The organism is Microbacterium proteolyticum (assembly GCF_029639405.1).
In the GTDB taxonomy this organism is placed as follows: domain Bacteria; phylum Actinomycetota; class Actinomycetes; order Actinomycetales; family Microbacteriaceae; genus Microbacterium.
The window spans coordinates 2,676,633-2,702,383 of sequence record NZ_CP121274.1; the positions used below are offsets into that span (position 1 = coordinate 2,676,633).

The window sequence follows — 25,751 nt, forward strand, 5'->3', positions numbered from 1 at the left end:
CCGGGGGGAGGAAAAGGGCTGATCCGTGGCTCTTCCACCGCCGGGTCGTGACTCTCGACGGAGTGTCCCGACCCGGTTCGGTTCAGGCGGCGACGACGGGTTCGGAGGGATGCTCCGCGGTCGCCGTGGGCGTGAGCGAACCGCGTGCCCGGCGTCGGAAGAGGAGCGCCGCGAGGAGTGCGCCGCCCGCGAAGAACGCCGCACCCCACGTGAAGGCCGTGGTGTAGCCGGCGACGGCCGCGGGGCCGAGCGCGCCCGGTCCGTCGGCGACGTGGTCGGTGAGATAGGCCGTGGTGGCGGTCGCGGCGATCGTGTTCAGGAGTGCCGTGCCGATCGAGCCGCCGACCTGCTGGCTCGTGTTCACCATCGCGGATGCCACTCCCGCGAAGTGGCGGTCCACGCCGAGTGTGGCGGTCTGCATCGACGCGGGCATGATCGACCCCATCGCGAGGCCCAGCAGGATCAGGCCCGGCAGCACGTCGCTGACGTACACGCTGTCGACGGTGAGGCGGGTCAGGAGCAGCATGCCGCCGGTGCCGAGCAGCATTCCGAGGGGAACCATGACCTTCGCGCCGAGGCGGGGGAACAGGAGGTTCGTGGACAGCTGCGCGGCCAGGACCAGCATGGCGACCATCGGGAGGAATGCGAGTCCGGTCTGGATCGGGCTGAATCCCAGCGTCGCCTGCAGGAAGTAGGTGACGAAGAGGAAGATCCCGAACATGCTCGCGCCCGCGATGAGGATGGACAGGTAGGCCGCGGCACGGTTGCGCTCGGTCAGGATGACCAAGGGGAGCAGGGGGTGTTCCGTCCGACGCTGCCAGAGGACGAAGGCGGTCAGGAGGACGGCGGCGGAGGCGAGCGGGATCCAGCTGAGCGGTGAGTCCCATCCCTCGGTCTCGGCGTTGGCGAACCCGTAGACGACGCCGAACAGACCGGCGGACACGAGGACGGTTCCGGGGAGGTCCAGTCGCGGACGCGGACCGTCGCTCTCCACCCGCCCGACGAACAGGAGCGTGCCGATGATCGCGACGATCGCGAAGACCACGTTGATGTAGAGGTTCCAGCGCCAGTCGAGGCTCTCGGTGAGGAAGCCGCCCAGCAGGAGCCCGACGGCCCCGCCTGCGCCGGCGATCGCACCGAAGACCCCGAACGCGCGGGCGCGCTCCCGCGGGATCGTGAACGTTGTGGTGAGGACCGCGAGCGCGGTCGGAGCCAGCAGCGCGCCGAACACACCCTGCAGAGCGCGCGCGGCCACGAGGACGCCGAAGTCGGGTGCCGCGCCCCCCAGTGCCGAGGCGGCGGCGAAGCCGATGAGTCCGGCGATGAACGTGCGCTTGCGGCCGAAGAGGTCGGAGAGTCGTCCGCCGAGGAGGAGGAGTGATCCGAACGCGAGGGAGTAGGCGGTGACGACCCACTGGCGGTCACCGTCGGAGAAGCCGAGATCGGCTTGAGCGGAGGGGAGGGCGATGTTCACGACGGTCGCGTCGAGCACGACCATCAGCTGGGCGATTCCGACGATGGCCAGTGTCAGCCACCGTCGGCGGGACGGGGTCGCGGGTGCCGCCGTGGTGGGCTGGGCGGCAGGGGAGGAGGTCATGGCGACAACATATACGGAACGAATGAGTTTCGGAAATGAAATGTTCCTGAAACACGTTGTTCCGTAATGACATAGGGTGGGGCGCACCCCGACGTAAGGACGTGCGATGACGACGGCCCCCGATCAGACGGCGACCGACACGCCGCGACTCGGTCGCAAGCGCGACCTCAGCCGCGATCCGGAGATCCTCGAGGCGGCTCTCGACGTGCTCGCGGAGACGGGGTTCGAGCGGATGACGATCGACGAGGTCGCCGCTCGCGCCCGCGCCGGAAAGGCCACGCTCTACCGCCGGTGGCCGTCTAAGTCCGAACTGGTGATCGACGCGGTCGCCTGTATGAAGCGGGGGGCCTACGACCTCTCGTCGCTTCCGGATACGGGCACGTTGCGCGGTGACCTCCTCGCGATGATCAAAGAGCCGTCGATCGCCGACGCGGAGCGCAAGATGCAGGTGATGGCGGGCATCGTGTCGATGCTCTCGAAGTCGCCCGAGCTCGCGGACGTCGCCGAGGAGGCGCTCGTGGCGCCGCGTCGTGCCGCCCACCGCGTGCTCATCGAGCGGGCGATCGCCCGCGGCGAGGTTCCCGCGGACGTCGACATCGACCTCATCGCCTCGGTCGGTTCCGCCATGGTGGCCCACCGCCTGCTGGTGGAGCGCCGGCCCGTCACGCGCGCCTTCCTGGTGTCGGTCGTCGACGCGATCGTGCTGCCCGCGCTCGGCCTGAGCGAGAAGCGCTGACCGGCGGGATGCCGACCCCGCCCCGCGAACGGGGCTCTGATTCTGGTAACCTCGAGTGTCACTCGTGTGGCTCGTTCCGCACGCCCGGCCTCAGGCTCAGTGGCATCGCACGAAAAAACTCCGCTTCGCTTCGGCTCGCGGCATCCGTTCGCCCTCGGGCGGGGGTGCTCCGGCCGGCGGGATTCATCCGGATCGCGTCGTAAGAGTCGAAGCCCGACACCAATCCAACTAGGACAACCCACTACATGACTACCGCAACGACCGCCCCGGCCATCAAGCAGGTCGCGATCAACGACATCGGCTCTGCTGAAGACTTCCTGGCCGCGGTCGAGAAGACCCTGAAGTTCTTCAACGACGGCGACCTCATCGAAGGCACCGTGGTGAAGATCGACCGCGATGAGGTCCTCCTCGACGTCGGTTACAAGACCGAGGGTGTCATCCCCTCGCGCGAGCTTTCGATCAAGCACGACGTCGACCCCAACGAGGTCGTCAACGTCGGCGATCACGTCGAGGCCCTCGTTCTCCAGAAGGAGGACAAGGAAGGCCGTCTCATCCTGTCCAAGAAGCGCGCCCAGTACGAGCGCGCGTGGGGCGACGTCGAGAAGATCAAGGAGAACGACGGTGTGGTCACCGGTTCCGTGATCGAGGTCGTCAAGGGTGGTCTCATCGTCGACATCGGCCTCCGCGGCTTCCTCCCGGCTTCGCTCATCGAGCTCCGCCGCGTGCGCGACCTCACGCCCTACCTGGGGCAGGAGATCGAGGCGAAGATCCTCGAGCTCGACAAGAACCGCAACAACGTCGTGCTCTCCCGCCGCGCCCTGCTCGAGCAGACGCAGTCCGAGTCGCGCACCACGTTCCTCAACAACCTCCACAAGGGCCAGGTCCGCAAGGGCACGGTGTCGTCGATCGTCAACTTCGGTGCGTTCGTCGACCTGGGCGGCGTCGACGGTCTCGTCCACGTCTCCGAGCTGTCGTGGAAGCACATCGAGCACGCGTCCGAGGTCGTCGAGGTGGGCCAGGAGGTCACCGTCGAGATCCTCGAGGTCGACCTCGACCGCGAGCGCGTGTCGCTCTCGCTCAAGGCGACGCAGGAAGACCCGTGGCAGGTCTTCGCCCGTACCCACGCGATCGGTCAGATCGCTCCGGGCAAGGTCACCAAGCTCGTTCCCTTCGGTGCGTTCGTCCGCGTGGCCGACGGCATCGAGGGCCTCGTGCACATCTCCGAGCTGTCGGGCAAGCACGTCGAGCTCGCCGAGCAGGTCGTGTCGGTCGGCGAAGAGGTCTTCGTCAAGATCATCGACATCGACCTCGAGCGTCGCCGCATCTCGCTGTCGCTCAAGCAGGCCAACGAGTCGGTCGACCCCAACGGCACCGAGTTCGACCCGGCCCTGTACGGCATGGTCACCGAGTACGACGAGCGTGGCGAGTACAAGTACCCCGAGGGCTTCGACCCCGAGTCGGGTGCCTGGCTCGAGGGCTTCGACGCTCAGCGCGAGCAGTGGGAGCAGGAGTACGCCGCTGCCCAGGGTCGCTGGGAGGCTCACAAGGCCGCCGTCGCCAAGGCCCTCGAGGCCGAGGCAGCCAACCCGATCGACTCGGGTTCGTTCGGTGGATCCTTCTCGTCCGAGTCGCCCGCCCAGGGCACGCTCGCGGACGACGAGTCCCTCGCCGCACTGCGGGAGAAGCTCAGCGGTCGCTGATCCTCTCGTCCTCACCGAAGGCCGGTACCTCTGCGGAGGTGCCGGCCTTCGGTCGTTCCTGCGCAACCCCCCGACCTCCCGTGACGCGGTTGGGGAGGATGGGCGCATGATCTCTCGACTTCCCCTGCTCCTCGCCATCGCCGGCGCCGCGGTTCTCTTCCTCGCGATCGCGTTCGTGTACGTCCTTGTGATCGGCGCCCTGTTCTTCGGCGGCATCCAGTTCACCGGGGGAGCGGTGGATGCCGCGGCCTTGCTGCCGTGGATCCCCGTCCGAATGTGACCGCCGGAGAGGCCACGACGCCGTCTGAGCTCCGAACACCGAAGTTCCGCGTTTTTCCGCGGTTTCGGAGGTGCGACACGCCCGGGGTGCGCTGTGGATTGGACGGGTCGGCGGGATCCGCGTAAGTTATTACTTGTTCGCCCCACAGGGGAGAGCGGAGCGGCCGAAAGGCCCCGCGTCCTCTCAAGCGGTGAACGAATCCCAAAGCTCGCGCCGATGGTGTAGAGTTTTGGTTCTGGTCTTCGACCGGCTTCCACGACGTTGATCCCTTGGTGGGTCCCACTGTGTGAGGTTGGGTTGGGGGTCGTATAAGGTAGTGAAGTTGCCTCGCGGGTAGGTCGAGAGATCGTTTCTGTGGGTGCGTCCGTTCCTTGAGAACTCAACAGCGTGCACTTGTCAAATGCCAATTTATTCCTCGTCGGTCCGTTTTTGCGGATTGCGAGAAATTCCTTTGGATCAAAGTCCAACCCTTTGGGGTTGGCATCTGGATAGTCAGTTTTGACTTCCTGTTTGGTCAGATTGAACTCGCTTGTCCCGACCTTATTCCGGTTGGGTGGGCATTTTTCTTTTACGGAGAGTTTGATCCTGGCTCAGGATGAACGCTGGCGGCGTGCTTAACACATGCAAGTCGAACGGTGAAGCCAAGCTTGCTTGGTGGATCAGTGGCGAACGGGTGAGTAACACGTGAGCAACCTGCCCTGGACTCTGGGATAAGCGCTGGAAACGGCGTCTAATACTGGATATGAGCTCTCATCGCATGGTGGGGGTTGGAAAGATTTTTCGGTCTGGGATGGGCTCGCGGCCTATCAGCTTGTTGGTGAGGTAATGGCTCACCAAGGCGTCGACGGGTAGCCGGCCTGAGAGGGTGACCGGCCACACTGGGACTGAGACACGGCCCAGACTCCTACGGGAGGCAGCAGTGGGGAATATTGCACAATGGGCGGAAGCCTGATGCAGCAACGCCGCGTGAGGGATGACGGCCTTCGGGTTGTAAACCTCTTTTAGCAGGGAAGAAGCGAGAGTGACGGTACCTGCAGAAAAAGCGCCGGCTAACTACGTGCCAGCAGCCGCGGTAATACGTAGGGCGCAAGCGTTATCCGGAATTATTGGGCGTAAAGAGCTCGTAGGCGGTTTGTCGCGTCTGCTGTGAAATCCCGAGGCTCAACCTCGGGCCTGCAGTGGGTACGGGCAGACTAGAGTGCGGTAGGGGAGATTGGAATTCCTGGTGTAGCGGTGGAATGCGCAGATATCAGGAGGAACACCGATGGCGAAGGCAGATCTCTGGGCCGTAACTGACGCTGAGGAGCGAAAGGGTGGGGAGCAAACAGGCTTAGATACCCTGGTAGTCCACCCCGTAAACGTTGGGAACTAGTTGTGGGGACCATTCCACGGTTTCCGTGACGCAGCTAACGCATTAAGTTCCCCGCCTGGGGAGTACGGCCGCAAGGCTAAAACTCAAAGGAATTGACGGGGACCCGCACAAGCGGCGGAGCATGCGGATTAATTCGATGCAACGCGAAGAACCTTACCAAGGCTTGACATACACCAGAACACCGTAGAAATACGGGACTCTTTGGACACTGGTGAACAGGTGGTGCATGGTTGTCGTCAGCTCGTGTCGTGAGATGTTGGGTTAAGTCCCGCAACGAGCGCAACCCTCGTTCTATGTTGCCAGCACGTAATGGTGGGAACTCATGGGATACTGCCGGGGTCAACTCGGAGGAAGGTGGGGATGACGTCAAATCATCATGCCCCTTATGTCTTGGGCTTCACGCATGCTACAATGGCCGGTACAAAGGGCTGCAATACCGTGAGGTGGAGCGAATCCCAAAAAGCCGGTCCCAGTTCGGATTGAGGTCTGCAACTCGACCTCATGAAGTCGGAGTCGCTAGTAATCGCAGATCAGCAACGCTGCGGTGAATACGTTCCCGGGTCTTGTACACACCGCCCGTCAAGTCATGAAAGTCGGTAACACCTGAAGCCGGTGGCCCAACCCTTGTGGAGGGAGCCGTCGAAGGTGGGATCGGTAATTAGGACTAAGTCGTAACAAGGTAGCCGTACCGGAAGGTGCGGCTGGATCACCTCCTTTCTAAGGAGCATCTGGCACCGTCGGGTTTTCCTGGTGGTGTCCAGGCGCCGGATCGAGACCGAATGTGTCTTGCCGGTTAGCTCATGGGTGGAACATTTGACGAGGTGTCGGGGACGATGGTTCCGGGTCTAGTACGCAGCTTGCTGCAGGAACGGTTCGGGGTTGGAGTGTCTGGCACATGCACGCTGTTGGGTCCTGAGGGGCCGGGCGCTGATCGGGTTTTCGGATCTGGTTGGTGGCTGTTCCTCTAGGGCCTTTTCTGGTGTCACGGTTGTGGCATGCGGGAAGGGTACCGCCCGTACTTTGAGAACTACACAGTGGACGCGAGCATCTTCCATGCAACTCTTCGGGGTTGTGTGGTGTAGATGATCTTAAAGATCATTAGTCAATTTTTTGACGATTCAACTCATGTGATTTCAAGTCTTTAAGAGCAAACGGTGGATGCCTTGGCATCTGGAGCCGAAGAAGGACGTAGCAATCTGCGATAAGCCTCGGGGAACTGATAAGCGAGTTTTGATCCGAGGGTGTCCGAATGGGGAAACCCCGCCAGGGCGCGTGCGTACCTGGTGACTCCCGCCTGAATATATAGGGCGGGTAGAGGGAACGTGGGGAAGTGAAACATCTCAGTACCCACAGGAAGAGAAAGCAACAGCGATTCCGTGAGTAGTGGCGAGCGAAACCGGAAGAGGCTAAACCTAGCGTGTGTGATAGCCGGCAGGCGTTGCATGTTGGGGGTTGTGGGACTTTTCTGATTGTTCTGCCGAGCAGTCGACGTGACAAGAGGGTATAGACGAACGGTTTTGAATGGCCGGTCATAGAGGGTGCGAACCCCGTAGTCGAAATGCCTGTTCTTGGCGTGAAGAGTATCCCAAGTAGCACGGGGCCCGAGAAATCCCGTGTGAATCTGTCAGGACCACCTGATAAGCCTAAATACTCCCAGATGACCGATAGCGGACAAGTACCGTGAGGGAAAGGTGAAAAGTACCCCGGGAGGGGAGTGAAATAGTACCTGAAACCGTTTGCTTACAAACCGTTGGAGCCTCCTTAGTAGGGGTGACAGCGTGCCTTTTGAAGAATGAGCCTGCGAGTTAGCGATACGTGGCGAGGTTAACCCGTGTGGGGTAGCCGTAGCGAAAGCGAGTCTGAATAGGGCGATTCAGTCGCGTGTCCTAGACCCGAAGCGAAGTGATCTATCCATGGCCAGGTTGAAGCGACGGTAAGACGTCGTGGAGGACCGAACCCACTTAGGTTGAAAACTGAGGGGATGAGCTGTGGATAGGGGTGAAAGGCCAATCAAACTTCGTGATAGCTGGTTCTCTCCGAAATGCATTTAGGTGCAGCGTTGCGTGTTTCTTGCCGGAGGTAGAGCTACTGGATGGCCGATGGGCCCTACAAGGTTACTGACGTCAGCCAAACTCCGAATGCCGGTAAGTGAGAGCGCAGCAGTGAGACTGTGGGGGATAAGCTTCATAGTCGAGAGGGAAACAACCCAGACCACCATCTAAGGTCCCTAAGCGCGTGCTAAGTGGGAAAGGATGTGGAGTTGCTTAGACAACCAGGAGGTTGGCTTAGAAGCAGCCACCCTTGAAAGAGTGCGTAATAGCTCACTGGTCAAGTGATTCCGCGCCGACAATGTAACGGGGCTCAAGCACGCCACCGAAGTTGTGGCATTGACATTTTTGGTAGGCCTTCGTGGTCCAGCCGTGTTGATGGGTAGGAGAGCGTCGTGTCGCGAGTGAAGCGGCGGGGTGACCCAGCCGTGGACGCGACACGAGTGAGAATGCAGGCATGAGTAGCGAAAGACGTGTGAGAAACACGTCCTCCGAAAGACCAAGGGTTCCAGGGTCAAGCTAATCTTCCCTGGGTAAGTCGGGACCTAAGGCGAGGCCGACAGGCGTAGTCGATGGACAACGGGTTGATATTCCCGTACCGGCGAAGAACCGCCCAAGCTAATCCAGTGGTGCTAAGAGTCCTAGCATGGAATTTTCCGGATCCCTTCGGGGTGATGGTTGTCTGTGTGAACGCTCGACCCCATGCTGGTGCGGCTAGCGTATTAACAGGTGTGACGCAGGAAGGTAGCCCAAGCCAGGCGATGGTAGTCCTGGTGCAAGTGCGTAGGCCGAGTGATAGGCAAATCCGTCACTCATTAAGGCTGAGACACGATGCGGATAAAAAGTGGGTGATCCTATGCTGCCGAGAAAAGCATCGACGCGAGGTTCTAGCCGCCCGTACCCCAAACCGACTCAGGTGGTCAGGTAGAGAATACCAAGGAGATCGAGAGAATCGTGGTTAAGGAACTCGGCAAAATGCCCCCGTAACTTCGGGAGAAGGGGGGCCATCCACTTATTAGGACTTGCTCCGAAAGGGTGTGGTGGCCGCAGAGACTAGTGGGTAGCGACTGTTTACTAAAAACACAGGTCCGTGCTAAGTCGCAAGACGATGTATACGGACTGACGCCTGCCCGGTGCTGGAAGGTTAAGAGGACCGGTTAGCCGCAAGGCGAAGCTGAGAATTTAAGCCCCAGTAAACGGCGGTGGTAACTATAACCATCCTAAGGTAGCGAAATTCCTTGTCGGGTAAGTTCCGACCTGCACGAATGGCGTAACGACTTCCCAACTGTCTCAACCGCGAACTCGGCGAAATTGCATTACGAGTAAAGATGCTCGTTACGCGCAGCAGGACGGAAAGACCCCGTGACCTTTACTACAGCTTGGTATTGGTGTTCGGTGTGGCTTGTGTAGGATAGGTGGGAGACTGTGAAGCGGACACGCCAGTGTTCGTGGAGTCATTGTTGAAATACCACTCTGGTCACTCTGGATATCTAACTTAGGACCGTGATCCGGTTCAGGGACAGTGCCTGGTGGGTAGTTTAACTGGGGCGGTTGCCTCCCAAAATGTAACGGAGGCGCCCAAAGGTTCCCTCAACCTGGTTGGCAATCAGGTGGCGAGTGTAAGTGCACAAGGGAGCTTGACTGTGAGACTGACAGGTCGAGCAGGGACGAAAGTCGGGACTAGTGATCCGGCAGTGGCTTGTGGAAGCGCTGTCGCTCAACGGATAAAAGGTACCTCGGGGATAACAGGCTGATCTTGCCCAAGAGTCCATATCGACGGCATGGTTTGGCACCTCGATGTCGGCTCGTCGCATCCTGGGGCTGGAGTAGGTCCCAAGGGTTGGGCTGTTCGCCCATTAAAGCGGTACGCGAGCTGGGTTTAGAACGTCGTGAGACAGTTCGGTCCCTATCCGCTGCGCGCGTAGGAAGTTTGAGAGGATCTGACCCTAGTACGAGAGGACCGGGTTGGACGAACCTCTGGTGTGTCAGTTGTTCCGCCAGGAGCACCGCTGATTAGCTACGTTCGGGATGGATAACCGCTGAAAGCATCTAAGCGGGAAGCCGGCCTCAAGATGAGACTTCCATACCATTTATGGTGAGAGGCTCCCAGCCAGACTACTGGGTTGATAGGCCGGATGTGGAAGCGTAGTAATACGTGAAGCTGACCGGTACTAATAAGCCGATGACTTGATAACACACCGTTTTTGGTGCTTGCGTCCACTGAGTGGTTCTCGATGTACGGTCGGGAACACGACAATGACATGATCGTTGTTGGTTTTTGAAACATCAATAGTGTTTCGGCGGCCATAGCGAGAGGGAAACGCCCGGTTACATTCCGAACCCGGAAGCTAAGCCTCTCAGCGCCGATGGTACTGCAGGGGGGACCCTGTGGGAGAGTAGGACACCGCCGGACTTCTTCTAAGACGAAATGGCCACCCAACGCTGGGTGGCCATTTCGCATATACGGACACATTTGCTTTCAGGCGTCGATCGACCCTCCGCGGAGGGGAGATCGACGCCTTTTTGCGTTCGCTCTGGGTGCGTGGCGAACGGATAGGGTCGCTACGTGAGCGGCTTCTCAGGACATATCCCTGGAAGTCGGGCGTATCGCCGTCTTCTCGTGGGGCTGTTCTTCGGGGGCGTGGCGACGTTCGCGCAGCTGTACGCGACACAGGCCGTCCTCCCGCAGGTCGCCGTCGACACGGGAAGTGATCCCGCCACGGCCGCGCTCACCGTGTCCGCGTCCACTCTCGGGCTGGCCGTCGCCGTGCTTCCGTGGTCTCTGGTCGCGGACCGCGTCGGGCGGATCCCCGCGATGGCGATCGGTGTGATCGCGGCGACCCTCCTGGGCGCAGCTGCCGCGTTCTCGCAGGACATCTCCGTGCTCCTCGCGCTGCGGCTCCTGGAAGGGGTCGCACTGGGAGCCGTGCCGGCCGTGGCTCTCGCGTACCTGAGCGAAGAGGTGGATCCGCGGCATGTCGCGGCAGCCGCAGGCTCCTACATCGCCGGCACCACCGTGGGCGGACTGAGTGGTCGGCTCGTCTCCGGCCCGATCGGGGAGCTCGCCGGCTGGCGGTGGGGCGTGGCCGCGGTGATCCTCCTCTGCGCGGTGGCTGCGGCGATCTTCCTGACTCTCGTTCCGCCCGCACGGGGATTCGTCCCCGGTCGAGCGCGTGCGCTCCCCGGCCCCACGGTCCTGGCGCGTCTTCGCGTGAATCTCCGTTCACGTGTCCAACTCGCCCTGTACGCCCAGGGGTTCCTTCTCATGGGTGCGTTCGTCGCGGTGTACAACTACCTCGGGTTCCATCTCGCGCAGCCCCCGTTCTCCCTTGCCCCCGCTGTCGTGACGCTGCTGTTCCTCGCCTACCTCGCCGGGACGGTGTCGTCGCCCCGCGCGGGCGCGGTGGCCGTGCGACGCGGACGGTTTCCGGTCCTCGAAGCCTCCATCGGCATTACCGCGGCCGGTGCGGTTCTGATGGCGGTGCCATCGACTTTCGTCGTCATCCTCGGGCTCGTCGTGTTCACGGCGGGGTTCTTCGCCGCGCATGCCGTGGCATCCGGGTGGACTCCGGTCGCGGCGGTGCCCGAGGCGCGCGCGCAGGCGTCTTCGCTGTATTACCTCGGCTACTACGGCGGGTCCAGTCTGTTCGGCTGGCTGCTCGGCCTCGCCTTCAGCACGGTCGGGTGGACGTGGTTCATCGGCGCCGTCGTCGGCATGTGTGCGATCTCGGCCGCCGTCGCGTGGGTGGCTCTGCGTCCCGGTGGTGATCGGTGAGGCGAGGTTCTGCCGACTCCGGGTCAATCCCTCACCACGATGTCGTTCATGACGACTACCGTCGGTACGACGACATGAGGAGGTCGCGAGTGGACGACGCCGACGAGCTGACGACAGCACGGACGCCGGAGGACGGTATCGACAGCAGCGCCACGGGCGACGATGCCGGGGAGCCGGTCGCTGAGATCAGCTACGACGAACAGCGCTATCCGGCCCGCCCTCGACGTCTGCGTCCGCGCGAGCAGTTCCGGGGTGGCACGCTGCGGCGCTTCCTCACGGATCCCCGTAATGCGAACGGCGCAAATCCGTCGTACGTCGAATGGCTCGTGCGGCAGTCGATGCTGAAGGATGCCGACGTGCTGAGCCGACAGTTGTCGGGGCAGCCCTCGATGTGGCGGAACCCCTATGCGCGCCCCGACGCGCGTCGCGCGATCGAGTCCACCGACGTGTGGTTCACGGCCTACCCGATCTCGCTCATGGCGCGCCCGGGGGAGTCCTTCCTCGACGCTCTGGGCGACGAGGCGCTGTGGGAGGCGTTCGAGTGGGTCGGGATCAACGGCATCCATACCGGTCCGGTCAAGCGCGCGGGTGGAATCAGCGGGTGGCAGGAGACGCCCAGCGTCGACGGACACTTCGACCGCATCAGCACGCAGATCGACCCGGAATTCGGTGACGAGAACGCCTTCCGTCGCATCGCCGACATGGCCGACGCGCACGGCGGAAGCGTGATCGACGACATCGTGCCGGGACACACCGGCAAGGGCGCCGACTTCCGGCTGGCGGAGATGGCCTACAAGGACTACCCCGGGATCTACCACATGGTCGAGATTCCGCGCGAGGACTGGGGGCTCTTGCCCGAGGTGCCCGCGGGCCGCGACTCGGTCAACCTCGACGCCGAGACGGAGCGCGAGCTCAGCGCCCGGGGCTACATCATCGGCGAGCTCCAGCGCGTCATCTTCTTCACTCCCGGGGTCAAGGAGACGAACTGGAGTGCCACCGCGCCCGTTGTCGGCACGGACGGACTCGAGCGCCGCTGGGTGTACCTCCACTACTTCAAGGAGGGTCAGCCCTCGATCAACTGGCTGGACCCCACCTTCGCCGGTATGCGCCTGGTGATCGGTGACGCGCTCCACTCACTGGGCGATCTCGGCACCAGCGCGCTGCGCCTGGACGCGAACGGGTTCCTCGGCGTCGAGAAGAGCGCGGAGGGGCTGCCGGCGTGGTCGGAGGGCCACCCGCTCTCGCACGCCGCGAACCACATCATCGCGGGCATGGTGCGCAAGGTCGGCGGCTTCACGTTCCAGGAGCTGAACCTGACGATGGAGGACATCCGGGACACCGGAGCCGTCGGGGCCGATCTGTCGTACGACTTCGTGACGCGCCCCGGGTACCACCACGCCCTCGCGACGGCGAACACCGAGTTCCTGCGGCTCGCGCTCACGACGGCGCTCGAGACCGGCGTCGAGCCCGTGCAACTGGTCCACGGCATGCAGAACCACGACGAGCTGACGTACGAGCTGGTGCACTGGGCCACGACGCACCGCGACACCGTCTACCCGTTCCGCCACGGCGAGTCGACCGGCGGGGAGATCGCGGAGACCGTGCGGGCCGAACTCACGCAGGCCCTCACCGTCGACGCCGACTACAACCTCGTCTTCACGCAGAACGGCATCGCCTGCACGACGGCGTCCCTGATCGCCGCGACGCAGGGCAAGGCCACCCTCGACGACATCACCGAAGCCGACGTCCCCGCGATCCGCGACGCTCACCTGCTGCTGGCGAAGTACAACTCGTGGCAGCCCGGTGTCTTCGCGCTCTCGGGGTGGGACCTCACCGGGTCGCTCACCGTTCCCGCCGACGAGGTGCGTCACCTGATCTCCTCCGGTGACACCCGGTGGATCGAGCGCGGAGCGCACGATCTGCTCGACGTGGCACCCGATGCGTCCACTTCCGCCTCGGGGATGCCTCGCGCGCGGTCGCTCTACGGATCGCTCGCCCGGCAGCAGGCCGATCCCGACTCCTTCCTCGCCGGTCTCCGCGACATCCTGCGGATCCGCAGCGAGAACGAGATCGCCGTGGCATCCCAGGTCGACATCCCGCAGGTCGGGCACCCCAGCATGCTCGTGATGGTGCACCGGCTGGACGGCGGCGACCGCCGCCTCGAGGATGCGCCGCTGCAGATCACCGTGCTCAACTTCTCCGGCGAGAGCATCGAGGGCACGGTGCGTTCGGAGTGGCTCGTTCCTCAGAGCACAGCCGTGGATGCCGCGACGGGCGACGTCGTCGGCCGGGTCGATGAGCTGCAGAGCTTCGCGCTCGAGCTGGGCCCGTACGCCGGGCTCTTCCTCCGGCTGCAGGGGCCCGACACCGTGGAGGACTAGCGGACGGTCGTGTCGGAGGTCGTGCGTACGCTTCGGCGTGTGAACGAATCGGTCCGATGTCTCGTGCCCGGATGCGGCGACGCCGTCGCGCCGGACGCGCCGCTCGGTCTGTGCGGTGAGCACCTGATGACCGCGGCGGAGTGGGTCGGCCGCCGTGACGGCGTCGCCGATGTCCTGCCCACGCCGTGTCTCCTCTGCGGCTCACGGTTGGGTGTCCGCTGGCCGAGCGGCTGGCTGTGCGCCGTGTGCGAATGGCGGCACGGCGAGCCCGTGGACGGCGAGCTGCCCCCGCCCCGGGTCGACGTGGTCTACTACCTGCGTTTCCGTGATCGCGTGAAGATCGGTACGAGCGCCCGGCCGCGGCAGCGTCTGCGGGCGATCCGTCACGACGAGCTCCTCGCATTCGAACGGGGCGACCGGTCGGTGGAAAAGCGGCGCCATGCGCAGTTCGCCGCGGAGCGGTTCGGCGGATCGGAGTGGTTCGCCCGCACCGACGTCCTCGACGCCCACATCGCCGCCCTCTCCGACGGCGTGGACGATCCCTGGGACCTGTTCGCGCGGTGGACGAGCGAGGCCTTCGCGCGGCAGGGCTGAGCGGCCGCGCGTCACAGGGGACTCAAAGCCCGCGGTCCTAGCGTGATGTCCCCAGCCACAGGGAGGCACTCATGGGTTTCCTCGATCGACTCTTCGGCGGCGGCGAGGACCAGCGTCGCCCGTCGTCGATCCCGACGTCGTCGGCATCCGGGTCCGCGAGCGGTACCCGCGACGCCGAGGGGCGCTACGCCCCGCCGCCCCCGCCCGGCGCCGCCGGCCCGGCATCCGGCCCCGCGGGCGACGACGCACAGGCGCTGGAGCGGTATCGCTACCTCCTGCGGACGGCGCCCCCCGAAACCGTCGAGCAGGTCCACGCCGAGGCGTTCGCCCGGCTGACGCCCGGCCAGAGGCAGCAGGTCCTGCACGAGCTCTCCTCCGGGCTCCCGGCGTCGGAACGACCGGTCGGCGACGACCCGGCCTCGCTGGCCCGCGCGGCGACACGGGCGGAGTACACGCGCCCGGGGTTCATGGAGCGCACGTTCGGTGGACGCTCCTTCGGTGGCGGTGGCGGTGGGGGAGCACCGGGGTTCGGGTCGATGCTCGGCGCCTCGATGCTCGGCACGATCGGCGGATACGTGATCGGGTCCGCGCTGGTCGGAGCGTTGTTCGACCCGGGATACGCCGCCGGCTTCGAGGACGGGGTGGCGGCCGACAGCGGCGATACGGCATCCTTCGACGATCCGGGTGCATCCGACGTCGGGGGATTCGGGGATTTCGGCGGGGATTTCGGCGGAGACTTCGGATTCTGACGCCGCAGCCGCGGGCCGTCCCGCCGCGCGCTCGGGGGCGGAGGGTCGACTCCTCCCGCGTGCCGCGTGGGGGCCGCGCGTGCGGGGGTCCCGCGCGCTAGGGTCGAGGCCATGTCCGGCCCGTCGCCGAGCGAGCGGCTCGGTCTCCACCGCAGCCTGCTGACCAGTCAGCTGCTGCAGGCGGCCGCCACGGTACTCGCGGCCGTGGCGACACTCGTCCTCGGGCAGATCGAGGACGTGACGCTGTTCGTGGCGGGTGCCGGGATGATCTTCGTGTGCGCGGGGATCGTCGTCCTCTCGCCCCGGGATGATCTGCCGTCGTGGCTGATCCTCGTCGCGCCGGTCGTCGACGTCGCCGCGATCGGGCTCATGCGCGAGAGCGCCCCGGTTGCGGGCATCGGACTGCTTTGGGCCTTCCCGGCCATCTGGATCGGCTCGGCCTTCGGGGTTCGCGGGGTCGTGGGCGTGACGGCGACCGTGGCGGCCATCATCGCCTATCAGGCATTCGACGGGTCGCAGCGCGTCGCGGCGTCGACCTTCGTGCTCCCGTTCACGCTCGCCGCGCTGGCGACGATGTCGCACTTCGCAGCCAGGCGGACCCGGGCGCAGCGAGCCCTGCTCGAGAAGCAGTCGGCGGAGCTGCGGCGTTCGCTCGAGCGATCGCGTCGGCAGGAGGACCTGGTCACCGAAGTGCTCGACGCGGTCGACTTCGGCGTCATCCGCATCACCGCGCAGGGCGAGTACTCGGTGAGCAACGAGGCGCACGCGCGGTTGCAGGCCGGCGCCGGATCACTCGGCCCCGCGCCGGCGGTGTACGCCGCAGACGGCATCACCCCGCTCGTCGCGAGCGAGACGCCGTTCGCGCGCGCTCGCGCCGGGGAGGCATTCGAGGGGGAGCTCGTGTGGTTCGGGATGCCGGGCGACGACCGCCGCGCTCTGAACGTGACGGCGCGGCATCTCCCCGCGCGCGACGGCGTCGGTGCGGGCACCGTCGTCGTCTCGCGCGATGTGACGGCCGAGGAACTGGCGCTCCGAGCCCGCGAGGACCTGGTGGCGAGCGTCTCGCACGAGCTGCGCACGCCCCTCACCTCGATCATCGGCTACCTCGAACTCGCCCTCGACGACGATGCCCTGGCGGGCGCGACGCGTGAGCAACTGGAGATCGCCGAGCGCAACGCCACGCGTCTTCGCGAACTCGTGGCCGACATCCTCGCGATGTCGGCGGCCTCCCGGCACGGGGTCGGGTTCGCGCTCGAACCGGCCGCGACCGACGTCGCCGACATCGTCGCGGGTGCCGTCACCTCGGTGGCGCCGCGCGCGGCGGCGCACGGCATCCGGGTGGACGCCTCCGGTGTGCGTTCGTGCCCGGCCGTCGTCGACGCGCACCGTCTGCGGCAGGTCGTCGACAATCTCCTGTCCAACGCCGTGAAGTACAACACCAGCGGCGGGGTCGTGCTCGTCTCCGTCGAGCGCGAGGCCGACACGGTCCTCATCACGGTCGCCGACGACGGGCCCGGAATCTCGCCGAGCGAGCAAGGGCGCATCTTCGAGCGGTTCTTCCGCGCGGACACCGTGCGCAACTCCAGCATCCACGGCAGCGGCCTGGGCCTGGCGATCAGCCGGGACATCGCGCGTGCCCACGGCGGCGACATCACGCTGACGACCGAGCCCGGGGCAGGGTCGGTCTTCACCGTGCATCTTCCGCAGAAGGAAGGAGCGGCGTCATGGTCTTCGACGTCCTGAGCCTGCAGACGGCCTCGTCCCTGGTCATCCTGGTGTCGGCCGTGCTGTACCTGCTCGACACCCTCATGCTGCGCGACGCTCTCCCGGGGCGGCTCTGGGCGACGGCATTCCTCGCCGGGGTCTTCTCCGCGGTGTGCTATCTGGTGTGGGTCTCCGTGCCCGGGGCGTTCGTCGCCCTCGCCCTCGGCAACGGGGCGTTCGTCGCGGCGACGGCGTTCATCTGGCTCGGCAGTGTGGCCTTCAACGGGCGACCGCTGCGGATCCCGCTCATCATCACCGCGGTCGGTCTCGTCATCGTCGTGGTGCTCGCCCTCGTCGACGGGCCTTCGGCGGGCGACTGGGCGGGAGCGGTGCCCCTGTTCCTCGCCAATGCGCTGTTCGCCGTGCTCGGGGCGATCGAGACGCGACGCGGCGCCATCGGACGACGATGGAGCGCGGCGGCTCTGACGACGATCCTGGCCATCGAGGCCGCCTGGTTCTTCGTCCGCACGATCGTGTTCGTGTCCCAGGGGCCGGACAGCCCGGTATTCCTGACCTACTTCGGCACCAGCGTCTCCGCCTTCCTCACGATGTCCCTCGTGGTGGCCGCTGTCGTGGTCACCTCCGTCCTGCGCACGAGCGAATCCGCCCTGCGCGGCAACCCCGAGACGCGCCAGCTCATCGTCGACCGCAACGGAGTCCTGCTCCGCGAGTCGTTCGGTGCGGTCCTCACCATCCTCGTGGCGCGCGCCCGAGCAGCCGGAGAGGACCTGTGCGTCATCGGCATCCGGGTGGACGATCTGCGGCGGGTGGCCACCGCCTTCGGTCCCGAGGAGGCGGAGGAGATGGCGCGGGCGTTCCGCGGCTCCGTGCGGCGGCACGCCCCGACGATGGCACTCGTGGGGGAGACGGACGCGACGGGCCTCTCGGTCGCCTTCTCGACGACGGGGGCCACCGACCATCGACGGATCGTCCGTGTGCTTCACGAGCGGCTCGTCGCCGATCTCTCGGACCTCGGGACCTCCGTCGTGCCGGTGGTGGGGATCGGCGTGGCGCTCGCCTCGGTCGACGGCGCGGACGGTCCGACCCTCGTCGACCGAGCGGATGCGAACGCGAGCCACGCCGCGTCGACGGGCGAGCAGCCGTTCGGCCTCGCGACCGACTGAGGGCGGGGCGATCAGTCCTCGTCGTCCGCGGCCACGAGGGCGTGCACACGGGCGCGGAGCTCACGAGGACGGAACGGCTTCGTGAGGTAGTCGTCGGCGCCGGCCTCACGCGCGAGCCGTTCTTCCGTGGCATCCACTCGGGCGCTCACCATCAGGATGCGCGTCGTGCTGAACTCCCGGATGCGCCGAGCCGTCTCGAAACCGTCGAGTCCGGGCATGCTGACGTCCAGCGTGGTGACCGCGGGGTCGGTGCGTCGGACCGTCTCGATGCCGGTGAGACCGTCGACGGCGGTGTGCACGACGAAGCCCACCGGTTCGAGGGTCGCCGTGAGCAGCGATCGGATGTCGACGTCGTCCTCGATGACGACCACGACGTTCGGATTCGGCATGATGACACTCTCGCCAACCGGTCGGAGGGCGCGGATGCGGCCTTGATCGAATGGTAGACCACCCCGGATGGCACCGGACCCGGGCGTGGCGGCTGTGGCATCCTCGAGGGGTGACCCTCCTCGCGCTGACCGGCGGAATCGCGTCCGGAAAGTCCACGATCTCCCGGATTCTCGCCGAGAAGGGCGCGGTGATCGTGGATGCGGATGCGATCGTCCGCGAGGTGCAGGCGCCCGGTTCGCCGGTGCTCGCCGCGATCGCCGCGGAGTTCGGACCCGAGGTGCTGCGGCCCGACGGATCGCTCGACCGGCCCGCGCTGGGAGCACGCGTCTTCGGTCATCCCGAGCGGCTCGCCGCGCTGAATGCGCTGGTGCACCCCGCGGTGCGGGAGGAGTCGCAGCGGCGATTCCGCGCGGCGCTCTCCGCCGATCCCGGCGCCCTGGTCGTCTACGACGTCCCGCTCCTCGCGGAATCCCGCGGGACCGGCGAATGGGACCTCGTCGTCGTGGCCCACGCTCCGGCCGAGCTGCGCGTGCGGCGGCTCGTCGATCATCGCGGCCTCTCCGAGGCGGAGGCCCGCGCCCGGGTCGCCGCCCAGGCCGGTGACGACGAACGATTGGCGCTCGCGGACGTCGTGATCGACACGGCCGGCGACATGGATGCCACGCGACGCCAGGTCGACGAGCTGTGGGACCGCGTCTCGCGGGACTGAGCCGCCACGGTCCCGCTCCCGGGCGGCGATCCCCTCGGAGAGTCGACGAACGCGTCGCCGGGCGTCGGTCCGTCGAGCACCCCGCTCGCGCATGGCGAACAGCACGCCGGCCCCGATGTCGGAGGCCCCGCCTACGCTGGAATCATGCAGGCCACGCGTTCCGTCCGCCCCTTCGAGGTCATCAGCGAGTACTCCCCGTCCGGTGATCAGCCGCAGGCGATCGCCGACCTGGCCGCGCGGATCAACGCCGGCGAGACCGACGTCGTGCTGCTCGGCGCCACCGGTACCGGAAAGTCGGCGACGACCGCCTGGCTCGTCGAAGCCGTCCAGCGCCCGACGCTCGTCCTGGCCCACAACAAGACGCTCGCGGCCCAGCTGGCCAACGAGTTCCGCGAACTCATGCCCAATAACGCCGTCGAGTACTTCGTCTCGTACTACGACTACTACCAGCCGGAGGCGTACGTCCCGCAGACCGATACGTTCATCGAGAAGGACTCCTCGATCAACGCCGAGGTCGAGCGTCTTCGCCACTCGACGACGAACTCCCTGCTGTCGCGTCGCGACGTCGTCGTGGTGTCCACGGTGTCCTGCATCTACGGCCTCGGCGCGCCCGAGGAGTACCTGCGGGCCATGGTCGCGCTGCAGGTGGGGGAGCGGTACGACCGCGACGCCCTGATCCGCAAGTTCATCGCGATGCAGTACAACCGCAACGACGTCGATTTCTCGCGCGGCAACTTCCGCGTCCGCGGCGACACGATCGAGATCATCCCGGTGTACGAGGAGTACGCGATCCGCATCGAGATGTTCGGTGACGAGATCGAGGCGCTGTACATGCTGCATCCGCTGACGGGAGACGTGGTCCAGAAGATGGATTCCGTGCCGATCTTCCCCGCCTCGCACTACGTCGCCGGGACCGACACCGTGCAGCGCGCGATCGGCACCATCGAGCACGAGCTGGCCGAACGGCTCAAGGAACTCGAGTCGCAGAGCAAGCTCCTCGAGGCGCAGCGGCTGCGGATGCGCACCACGTTCGACCTCGAGATGCTGCAGCAGCTGGGCTTCTGCTCGGGCATCGAGAACTACTCGCGGCACCTCGACGGCCGCAATCCGGGAGATCCGCCGCACACGCTGCTGGACTTCTTCCCCGACGACTTCCTGCTCGTCATCGACGAGTCGCACGTGACCGTCCCGCAGATCGGGGCGATGTACGAGGGCGACGCGTCCCGCAAGCGCACGCTCGTCGAGCACGGCTTCCGTCTGCCGAGCGCGATGGACAACCGCCCGCTGCGCTGGGACGAGTTCAAGAACCGGATCGGGCAGACGGTGTACCTGTCGGCGACGCCCGGGCGCTACGAGATGGGCATCGCCGACGGCGTGGTCGAGCAGATCATCCGCCCGACCGGCCTCGTCGACCCCGAGATCGTCGTGAAGCCCTCGAAGGGACAGATCGACGACCTGCTCGAGCAGATCCGTCTGCGCGTCGAACGCGACGAGCGCGTCCTGGTGACGACACTGACCAAGAAGATGGCGGAGGAGCTCACCGACTTCCTGGGGGAGCACGGTGTGCGCGTGCGGTACCTGCACTCCGACGTCGACACCCTTCGACGCGTGGAACTGCTCACGGAACTCCGGGCCGGCGTGTACGACGTCCTCGTCGGCATCAACCTGCTGCGCGAGGGTCTCGACCTGCCCGAGGTGTCTCTCGTCGCGATCCTGGATGCCGACAAGGAAGGGTTCCTGCGCAGCGGGACCTCCCTCATCCAGACGATCGGTCGCGCCGCCCGCAACGTGTCGGGCGAGGTGCACATGTACGCCGACAAGATGACCGACTCGATGCGGAACGCCATCGAGGAGACCGAGCGACGCCGGGAGAAGCAGATCGCCTACAACACGGCGAACGGCATCGACCCGCAGCCGCTGCGGAAGAAGATCGCCGACATCACCGAGGTGCTTGCGAGAGAGGCCTCCGACACCCGGAGCCTGCTGTCCCGCAACGACAAAGCGGGGAAGGGCAAGTCGCCGACACCGCAGCTGCGCCGCACCGGGATCGCCGCCGAAGGTGCCGATCAGTTGGAGTCGACGATCGCCGACCTCACCCAGCAGATGCTGGCGGCGGCGGGCGAGCTCAAGTTCGAGCTCGCGGGACGCCTGCGCGATGAGGTGCAGGACCTGAAGAAGGAGCTCCGCGCGATGGAGCGCGCCGGCCACGCCTGAGCGGCCGACGGCGGGGGAGCGACGGGACGCGATCATGGAGCAGAGGATCTCGTTGATCACCCTCGGCGTCGCCGATCTTCGACGATCGGTCGCCTTCTACGAGCGCCTCGGCTGGCGACGGTCGCCGAGTTCGGTCGAAGGGGAGGTCGCCTTCTTCGATCTGGGGGGCATGGTCCTCGGGTTGTGGTCGCGGGAGAAGCTCGCGGCCGACTCGACCGTGACCGACGGGCGCGGATGGGGCGGCGTGACCCTGGCCCACAACGTGCGCGAGCCCGACGAGGTGGATGCCGTCCTGACGGAGGCCGTGGCTGCCGGTGCGACGCTCGGCCGGCCGGGCGCCCCGACGGAGTGGGGCGGTTACTCGGGCGTCTTCGTCGATCCGGACGGTCATCCGTGGGAGATCGCGGTCAACCCGGGGTGGCCGCTCGATTCCGATGGAGGACCGCGGCTGCCGTGACGCGACATCGAGCCCGGTGACGAACGCGGCCCCACGGCCGCGCAGCCGTCACGGGCAGTGCAGCCGTCACGGGCAGTGCAGGAGTGGCTTCACGCCCGACCGGTCGACGCTGTGCTCGGACATCGGATGACCGCACAGGGGGCACGGGCGTCCGGTGCGCACCGGTTCGGGCGTCGTCTCGTACGGGCCGACCGAGGCGGGTCCGGCGACGCGGATCAGGCGTGTGTTGATGTACTGGTACCACCCGCCGGCGGCCCGCACGCGTTCGCGCAGCGGGGGCCGGTCGGCATCCTTTTGTGCCATGATCATTAGTGTACTAAGTATTTGAGGAGGGTGCGTGGACGATCCGCTGCGCTTGGAGAATCAGGTGTGCTTCGCGCTCGTCACCGCCGCGCGCAACGTGGTGTCGATCTACCGTCCCGTTCTCGAACCGCTGGGGCTCACTCATCCGCAGTACCTCGTGATGCTGGCGTTGTGGGAGCAGGCGCCCCGGTCGCTGAGCGCCCTCGCCGGCGAGCTCGCGATGGAGCCCGCCACCCTCTCGCCCCTGGTCAAGCGACTCGAAGCGCAGGGGCGGGTGAGGCGCACGCGGCGCGTCGACGACGAGCGGGTCCTCGACATCGACCTCACCGCCGACGGTCGCGCGCTGCGCGAACGGGCGATCGAGGTGCCCGCGCGCATCATGGAGCGCGTCGGCATCGACGAGCGGGCGCTCATCGCACTGCGCGACGGCCTCGCACCGTTCGCGGGGAGATTCGACCCGAACGGCTGAGTCCCCGCATCCAGATCCGGCTCGAGCGGGCGAGGGCGCGACCGCGAGGAAGCCGGGGCCCGCGTGACGCGGACCCGCACCCTCGCACAGATGTGCGCCGGAGGCGAACCCGGGACCGATGTCGGAGGGGGAACCTAGACTTGACGAGTGCCCATCGTTCCTGTCTCGTCTCCCGGAAACACCAGCGGAAAGCTCAGTGTTCGCGGCGCCCGCGTCCACAACCTGAAGAACGTCGACCTCGACATTCCGCGTGATTCGCTCGTGGTCTTCACCGGCCTCTCGGGGTCGGGGAAGTCGAGCCTGGCGTTCGACACGATCTTCGCCGAGGGCCAGCGCCGCTACGTCGAATCTCTGAGCGCGTACGCGCGCCAGTTCCTGGGCCAGGTCGACCGTCCGGACGTCGATTTCATCGAGGGCTTGAGCCCCGCGGTCTCGATCGACCAGAAGTCGACCAACCGCAACCCCCGCTCGACCGTGGGCACGATCACCGAGATCCACGACTACATGCGTCTGCTCTGGGCGCGTATCGGCGTGCCGCACTGCCCCGACTGCGGCGCCCCCATCCAGCGTCAGACGGTGCAGCAGATCGCCGACCAGCTCATGGAGCTGCCCGAGCGGACCCGCTATCAGATCGTCGCGCCCGTGGTGACCCAGAAGAAGGGCGAGTTCGTCGACCTCTTCAAAGAGCTCAGTGCGAAGGGGTACGCGCGCGCCGTCGTCGACGGTGAGCTGGTGCAGCTCGCCGAGCCGCCGACGCTGAAGAAGAGCTACAAACACGACATCGCCGTGGTGGTCGACCGTCTCGTGGCCTCGGGCGACATCCTCAGCCGCGTCACCGACTCCGTGGAGACGGCCCTCGGACTCGCCGGCGGCATCATGCAGGTGAACTTCGTCGACGAAGAGGGGGATGCCGCCTGGCAGTCGTTCTCCGAGAAGCTCGCGTGCCCCAACGGACACCCGCTGCAGCTGACCGAGATCGAGCCGCGGACCTTCTCGTTCAACGCACCGTTCGGCGCCTGCCCGGTGTGCTCGGGCCTCGGTACCCGCATGTCGGTCGATGTCGACCTCATGCTCGGCGACGAAGAACTCTCGATCCGCGACGGGGCGATCCTGCCGTGGACGACGCAGGGCAAGGGCCTCTTCCAGTACTACGAGCGGCTGCTCGAAGGTCTTGCGCGCGACCTGGACTTCTCGCTCGACACGCCGTGGCGCGACCTCTCGAAGGACGTCCAGGACGCGGTGCTCCGCGGTGAGAACTACAAGGTCACCGTCAAGTGGAAGAACCGCTACGGGCGCGAGATGCGGTACTCCTCCGGTTTCGAGGGCGTCGTGCCCTACATCGAGCGTCAGTACCTCCAGGCCGAATCCGACGCGCAACGCCAGCGCTGGTCGGAGTACCTGCGCGAGGTGCCGTGCGCCGTGTGCGACGGCGACCGGCTCAAGCCCGAGGTGCTGGCCGTCCTCGTCGACGGAACCTCGATCGCCGCGGCGTCTCGACTGAGCCTCGCGGACGCCCGCGAGTTCTTCACGAAGCTCACGCTCACCGACCGCGAGGCGACCATCGCCGCGGCCGTCCTGCGCGAGATCCGCGCGCGCTTGGACTTCCTGCTGCAGGTCGGGCTCAACTACCTCAGCCTCGGCCGCGCCGCCGGCACGCTCTCGGGCGGCGAGGCGCAGCGCATCCGTCTCGCGACGCAGATCGGGTCCGGCCTGACCGGCGTGCTGTACGTGCTGGACGAGCCGTCGATCGGTCTGCACCAGCGCGACAACCGCCGTCTGATCCAGACCCTCGAGACCCTTCGCGACCTCGGCAACACCCTCATCGTGGTCGAGCACGACGAAGAGACCATCCACGCGGCCGACTGGGTCGTCGACATCGGACCCCGCGCGGGCGTCGACGGCGGCAACGTGGTGCACTCCGGTCCGCTCGCCCAGCTCCTCGACGACGACCGGTCGCTGACCGGCGCGTACCTCTCGGGTCGGCGGTCGATCGAAGCGCCGAAGAAGCGGCGCAAGATCGACAAGAAGCGTCAGGTCACCGTCGTCGGCGCGCGCGAGAACAACCTGCAGAACGTGACCGTCGACTTCCCGCTGGGGGTGCTGACGGCCGTGACGGGCGTCAGCGGTTCGGGGAAGTCGACGCTGGTCAACGGCATCCTGTACGAAGTCCTCGCGTCCAAGCTCAACGGCGCACGCCGCGTGCCGGGCAAGCACACGCGCGTCACGGGTCTCGACAACCTCGACAAGGTCGTGCACGTCGACCAGGCCCCGATCGGCCGCACGCCGCGCTCGAACCCGGCGACCTACACCGGCGTGTTCGACCGCATCCGGACGCTGTTCAGCGAGACGCCCGAGGCCAAGGTGCGCGGCTACCAGGCCGGGCGCTTCAGCTTCAACGTCAAGGGCGGCCGCTGCGAGGCGTGCTCGGGTGACGGCACGCTCAAGATCGAGATGAACTTCCTCCCCGACGTCTACGTCGACTGCGAGGTTTGCCACGGCAAGCGGTACAACCGCGACACGCTGTCGGTGCACTACAAGGGCAAGAACATCGCCGAGGTGCTCGAGATGCCGATCTCGGAGGCGGCGGAGTTCTTCGAGCCGATCCAGGCGATCCACCGGTACCTCAAGACGCTCGTGGACGTGGGGCTGGGGTACGTGCGTCTGGGCCAGTCGGCGACGACGCTGTCGGGTGGCGAGGCGCAGCGCGTCAAGCTCGCGACCGAGCTCCAGCGGCGCAGCAACGGCCGTTCGATCTACGTGCTCGACGAGCCGACGACGGGTCTGCACTTCGAGGACGTCTCGCTGCTGCTGAAGGTGCTCAACGGCCTGGTCGACAAGGGCAACACCGTGATCGTCATCGAGCACAACCTCGACGTCATCAAGAGCTCGGACTGGGTCATCGACCTCGGCCCCGAGGGCGGTGCCGGTGGCGGAACGATCGTCGCGACCGGAACGCCCGAGCAGGTCGCGGCGGTGTCGGGGAGCCACACGGGAGCCTTCCTCGCGGAACTCCTCGAGACCGGTCGCACCGGCACGCAGCGCAACACCGCCGAGCGCGAGCCGGAACTGGCCCGCGCGGGAGCCTGAGC

General features: G+C 66.1%; 17 protein-coding genes and 3 rRNA genes. 17 read left to right on the plus strand and 3 right to left on the minus strand.

Features of this window, described 5'->3' with window-relative positions:
* Nucleotides 1–82: 82 nt before the first annotated feature.
* Nucleotides 83–1,597, minus strand: a complete 1,515-nt coding sequence (locus tag P8R59_RS13470) for an MFS transporter (protein ID WP_278101481.1) — start codon at nucleotides 1,595–1,597, stop codon at nucleotides 83–85.
* Between the two features lie 106 nt (nucleotides 1,598–1,703).
* Here P8R59_RS13470 and P8R59_RS13475 point away from each other — a divergent pair, with 106 nt between their 5' ends.
* From P8R59_RS13475 to P8R59_RS13530, 12 genes are all read left to right on the plus strand, one after another.
* Nucleotides 1,704–2,333, plus strand: coding sequence for a TetR/AcrR family transcriptional regulator (locus tag P8R59_RS13475; protein ID WP_278101482.1), 630 nt, complete (start codon nucleotides 1,704–1,706; stop codon nucleotides 2,331–2,333).
* A 245-nt stretch (nucleotides 2,334–2,578) separates the two neighbouring features.
* On the plus strand, nucleotides 2,579–4,033 hold the full coding sequence (rpsA, locus tag P8R59_RS13480; RefSeq protein ID WP_077049967.1) for a 30S ribosomal protein S1: 1,455 nt from the start codon (nucleotides 2,579–2,581) through the stop codon (nucleotides 4,031–4,033).
* A gap of 106 nt (nucleotides 4,034–4,139) precedes the next feature.
* Nucleotides 4,140–4,313 carry a hypothetical protein gene (locus tag P8R59_RS13485; protein WP_278101483.1) on the plus strand — a complete coding sequence of 58 codons (174 nt, stop codon included), beginning with the start codon at nucleotides 4,140–4,142 and terminating at the stop codon, nucleotides 4,311–4,313.
* A 567-nt stretch (nucleotides 4,314–4,880) separates the two neighbouring features.
* Nucleotides 4,881–6,402: ribosomal RNA gene (locus tag P8R59_RS13490) — 16S ribosomal RNA — on the plus strand.
* Nucleotides 6,403–6,816: 414 nt separating this feature from the next.
* Nucleotides 6,817–9,928, plus strand: a 23S ribosomal RNA gene (locus P8R59_RS13495).
* 101 nt (nucleotides 9,929–10,029) lie between these two features.
* Nucleotides 10,030–10,146, plus strand: a 5S ribosomal RNA gene (gene rrf / locus P8R59_RS13500).
* The 16S, 23S and 5S rRNA genes sit together here, the layout of an rRNA operon.
* A gap of 153 nt (nucleotides 10,147–10,299) precedes the next feature.
* Complete coding sequence (locus tag P8R59_RS13505) at nucleotides 10,300–11,508, plus strand: MFS transporter (RefSeq protein ID WP_278101484.1); 1,209 nt, start codon at nucleotides 10,300–10,302, stop codon at nucleotides 11,506–11,508.
* A gap of 74 nt (nucleotides 11,509–11,582) precedes the next feature.
* On the plus strand, nucleotides 11,583–13,889 hold the full coding sequence (treS, locus tag P8R59_RS13510) for a maltose alpha-D-glucosyltransferase (RefSeq protein ID WP_278101485.1): 2,307 nt from the start codon (nucleotides 11,583–11,585) through the stop codon (nucleotides 13,887–13,889).
* Between the two features lie 39 nt (nucleotides 13,890–13,928).
* On the plus strand, nucleotides 13,929–14,483 hold the full coding sequence (locus P8R59_RS13515; protein ID WP_278101486.1) for a GIY-YIG nuclease family protein: 555 nt from the start codon (nucleotides 13,929–13,931) through the stop codon (nucleotides 14,481–14,483).
* A 71-nt stretch (nucleotides 14,484–14,554) separates the two neighbouring features.
* Nucleotides 14,555–15,232, plus strand: a complete 678-nt coding sequence (locus P8R59_RS13520; protein ID WP_278101487.1) for a hypothetical protein — start codon at nucleotides 14,555–14,557, stop codon at nucleotides 15,230–15,232.
* Nucleotides 15,233–15,343: 111 nt separating this feature from the next.
* Nucleotides 15,344–16,975: a sensor histidine kinase gene (locus P8R59_RS13525; RefSeq protein WP_278101488.1), complete on the plus strand. Its 1,632-nt coding sequence runs from the start codon at nucleotides 15,344–15,346 to the stop codon at nucleotides 16,973–16,975.
* The gene (locus P8R59_RS13530) at nucleotides 16,957–18,120 is read left to right on the plus strand and encodes a hypothetical protein (protein ID WP_278101489.1); all 1,164 of its coding nucleotides are present in this window, start codon (nucleotides 16,957–16,959) and stop codon (nucleotides 18,118–18,120) included. Before P8R59_RS13525 ends, P8R59_RS13530 begins: the two co-directional genes overlap by 19 nt.
* Nucleotides 18,121–18,131: 11 nt before the next feature.
* Here P8R59_RS13530 and P8R59_RS13535 read toward each other — a convergent pair whose 3' ends face one another.
* Nucleotides 18,132–18,509 (minus strand): response regulator transcription factor, encoded by a 378-nt coding sequence (locus P8R59_RS13535; protein ID WP_278101490.1) that lies wholly within the window; start codon nucleotides 18,507–18,509, stop codon nucleotides 18,132–18,134.
* A 110-nt stretch (nucleotides 18,510–18,619) separates the two neighbouring features.
* Between P8R59_RS13535 and coaE the strand changes: the two genes are divergently transcribed.
* From coaE to P8R59_RS13550, 3 genes are all read left to right on the plus strand, one after another.
* A complete protein-coding gene (gene coaE, locus P8R59_RS13540) occupies nucleotides 18,620–19,219 on the plus strand; it encodes a dephospho-CoA kinase (protein ID WP_278101491.1) in 600 nt (199 codons plus the stop codon).
* A gap of 144 nt (nucleotides 19,220–19,363) precedes the next feature.
* On the plus strand, nucleotides 19,364–21,433 hold the full coding sequence (gene uvrB / locus P8R59_RS13545) for an excinuclease ABC subunit UvrB (RefSeq protein WP_278101492.1): 2,070 nt from the start codon (nucleotides 19,364–19,366) through the stop codon (nucleotides 21,431–21,433).
* A 34-nt stretch (nucleotides 21,434–21,467) separates the two neighbouring features.
* On the plus strand, nucleotides 21,468–21,890 hold the full coding sequence (locus P8R59_RS13550; protein WP_278101493.1) for a VOC family protein: 423 nt from the start codon (nucleotides 21,468–21,470) through the stop codon (nucleotides 21,888–21,890).
* Nucleotides 21,891–21,956: 66 nt separating this feature from the next.
* Here the strand turns inward: P8R59_RS13550 and P8R59_RS13555 are convergent, their stop codons facing one another.
* Nucleotides 21,957–22,193, minus strand: coding sequence for a hypothetical protein (locus tag P8R59_RS13555; protein WP_077049978.1), 237 nt, complete (start codon nucleotides 22,191–22,193; stop codon nucleotides 21,957–21,959).
* 34 nt (nucleotides 22,194–22,227) lie between these two features.
* Here P8R59_RS13555 and P8R59_RS13560 point away from each other — a divergent pair, with 34 nt between their 5' ends.
* Together P8R59_RS13560 and uvrA are read left to right on the plus strand one after the other, a co-directional pair.
* On the plus strand, nucleotides 22,228–22,662 hold the full coding sequence (locus P8R59_RS13560) for a MarR family winged helix-turn-helix transcriptional regulator (protein ID WP_077049979.1): 435 nt from the start codon (nucleotides 22,228–22,230) through the stop codon (nucleotides 22,660–22,662).
* 147 nt (nucleotides 22,663–22,809) lie between these two features.
* Nucleotides 22,810–25,749, plus strand: coding sequence for an excinuclease ABC subunit UvrA (uvrA, locus tag P8R59_RS13565; RefSeq protein WP_278101494.1), 2,940 nt, complete (start codon nucleotides 22,810–22,812; stop codon nucleotides 25,747–25,749).
* Nucleotides 25,750–25,751: the final 2 nt, after the last annotated feature.

Excerpts from the sequence above, each read along its gene's own strand:
- P8R59_RS13555 (WP_077049978.1), bottom strand. The coding sequence starts at position 22,193 with ATGGCACAAAAGGATGCCGACCGGCCCCCGCTGCGCGAACGCGTGCGG.
- P8R59_RS13520 (WP_278101487.1), top strand. The coding sequence starts at position 14,555 with ATGGGTTTCCTCGATCGACTCTTCGGCGGCGGCGAGGACCAGCGTCGC.
- P8R59_RS13470 (WP_278101481.1), bottom strand. The coding sequence starts at position 1,597 with ATGACCTCCTCCCCTGCCGCCCAGCCCACCACGGCGGCACCCGCGACC.
- P8R59_RS13535 (WP_278101490.1), bottom strand. The coding sequence starts at position 18,509 with ATGCCGAATCCGAACGTCGTGGTCGTCATCGAGGACGACGTCGACATC.
- P8R59_RS13550 (WP_278101493.1), top strand. The coding sequence starts at position 21,468 with ATGGAGCAGAGGATCTCGTTGATCACCCTCGGCGTCGCCGATCTTCGA.
- P8R59_RS13530 (WP_278101489.1), top strand. The coding sequence starts at position 16,957 with ATGGTCTTCGACGTCCTGAGCCTGCAGACGGCCTCGTCCCTGGTCATC.
- rpsA (WP_077049967.1), top strand. The coding sequence starts at position 2,579 with ATGACTACCGCAACGACCGCCCCGGCCATCAAGCAGGTCGCGATCAAC.
- uvrB (WP_278101492.1), top strand. The coding sequence starts at position 19,364 with ATGCAGGCCACGCGTTCCGTCCGCCCCTTCGAGGTCATCAGCGAGTAC.
- P8R59_RS13475 (WP_278101482.1), top strand. The coding sequence starts at position 1,704 with ATGACGACGGCCCCCGATCAGACGGCGACCGACACGCCGCGACTCGGT.
- P8R59_RS13485 (WP_278101483.1), top strand. The coding sequence starts at position 4,140 with ATGATCTCTCGACTTCCCCTGCTCCTCGCCATCGCCGGCGCCGCGGTT.
- P8R59_RS13525 (WP_278101488.1), top strand. The coding sequence starts at position 15,344 with ATGTCCGGCCCGTCGCCGAGCGAGCGGCTCGGTCTCCACCGCAGCCTG.
- treS (WP_278101485.1), top strand. The coding sequence starts at position 11,583 with ATGAGGAGGTCGCGAGTGGACGACGCCGACGAGCTGACGACAGCACGG.